The organism is Kitasatospora sp. NPDC056783 (genome assembly GCF_042789895.1).
Lineage (GTDB): Bacteria > Actinomycetota > Actinomycetes > Streptomycetales > Streptomycetaceae > Kitasatospora.
In genome coordinates this window covers 1-1,656 of the sequence record NZ_JBHUAF010000688.1, presented here as the reverse complement: position 1 = coordinate 1,656, position 1,656 = coordinate 1, and the positions used below count along the sequence as shown (strand labels likewise).

Below are 1,656 nucleotides of genomic sequence, written 5' to 3'. Positions count from 1 at the left end.
CCCCAGGGCCCGGGCGGTTCACCTCGTCCCGACCAGCGGGGCCGCGCCGGCGCGGCCCGCCGGTGCCGGGCGACCGCGCCCGGTCGCGGCCGCCCGTGCGCCGCCGTCGCGCCGCGCCCCCCTTGCTCACCGGCCCGCGCCGCCCCCAGGGGCGGGATGTCCGGGCCCGACCTGACTATTCGTCATGTGATAGTGGAGGGCTCGATCCACCGATGACCATCGTCGAACGAACGGATCTGGTACCGGACTTGCTCTGGCAGGCGAAGGAGGCACTGGCCGCGCTGGACCGCAGAACGGCGGAGCCGGACGGGCGGAGCCACCTGGCGACGGCCGCCGACCGGCTGCTCATCGCCTGTGAGTTCCCGAGTCTGCTGCGCGCGGCGGCGGGCGAACCGGAGCGGGTGGCGGCCCTCGACGCGATCGGCGACCGGAACCGCGACGCCGTGCGGCACGGCGACGCCGTGCGACACCGCGCCGCCTGGGCGCTGGCCGGCTGTCTGCTCGGCGACCCCGGACTGCCGGACCCGCCGGACGGCGCCGGGTCGGCCCTCTCCTCCTGTGCGTTCAGCGCGGAGACCGCCTCCGCCGTGGTGGCGGCCGTCACCGCCCTGGTGTACGGCAACCACCTGGAGGCCGCGATCTCCTGGTGCGACTGGGCGCTGCCGCAGGCGGCGCGGTCGGCCACCGAGAGCTGGTCGGGCCGGCTGCTGGCGGTACGGGCGGAGGCGTCCCTGCACCGGGGCGACGTGCTGGTCGCGCTGGCGCGCGCCGAGGCGGCGCTGGAGTCGGCGCCGCCGGAGCCGCGCGGTGCCTGGATCGGCGGACCGCTGGCCTGTCTGATCGCCGGCTACACCGACCTCGCGGAGCTCGGCGCGGCCCGCGGCTGGGTGCGGCGCCCGGTGCCCGCGCCGATCTTCGAGACCCGGCACTGCCTCGGCTACCTCTACGCCCGGGGCCACTACCACCTGGCCGACGGCGAACACCGCTCCGCACTGGCCGACTTCATGAGCTGCGGACGGCTGCTGGTCTCCTGGGGGCTGGATACGGACCTGTACCCGTGGCGGTTCGCGGCCGCCGCGGCGTACCTGGGCCTCGGCGACCACGACGCGGCGCTCACCATGGTCGACTCCCGGCTGGCCGGGTCCGCCGCCGACGGGGTGCACGCCTTCGGCCGGCCGGGGACCAGGAGCCGGCGCCGGCAGGAGCAGCGGGAGGAGCTGTTCGGCCTCCTCCAGGAGAGCGCCGGGCGCCCCGGCCTGTTCTCCCGGCTGCGGCTGCTCCAGTGGGGCGACCTGCCGGGCGCCGTCCCGCACCGGGTCGTCCGCTACAAGGTGACCGACCGCTACGCGGCCGCGCTGGACGAGCTCAGCCCGTCCGAACAGCGGGTCGCCCTGTTGGCCGCGCGGGGCGAGACCAACCAGCGGATCGCGCGGTCCCTGTCGATCACGGTCAGTACGGTGGAGCAGCACCTGACCCGGATCTACCGCAAGCTGCGGGTCAACGGGCGTGGCGAACTGCGCCGGAATCTGGGGTGACCCGGGCACCCGGCAGGCGGCCCGCCCGGGGATTCCCCGGGCCGGGCCGACCGCCGGACGGGCTAGGTGTACTGACCACGGAGGTTGGTGACGGGGTTCACGGGCGGGTGATCTTGAAATG

General features: G+C 75.9%; 1 protein-coding gene. It reads left to right on the top strand.

Annotation, left to right across the window (positions count from 1 at the left end; genetic code table 11):
* The first annotated feature begins 212 nt into the window (after window positions 1-212).
* Window positions 213-1,535 carry a LuxR C-terminal-related transcriptional regulator gene (locus tag ACFRMQ_RS40605; RefSeq protein ID WP_380735945.1) on the top strand — a complete coding sequence of 441 codons (1,323 nt, stop codon included), beginning with the start codon at window positions 213-215 and terminating at the stop codon, window positions 1,533-1,535.
* Window positions 1,536-1,656: the final 121 nt, after the last annotated feature.

What these genes read in the sequence shown, in the direction of transcription:
- ACFRMQ_RS40605 (WP_380735945.1), top strand. Translation starts at nt 213, where the DNA reads ATGACCATCGTCGAACGAACGGATCTGGTACCGGACTTGCTCTGGCAG.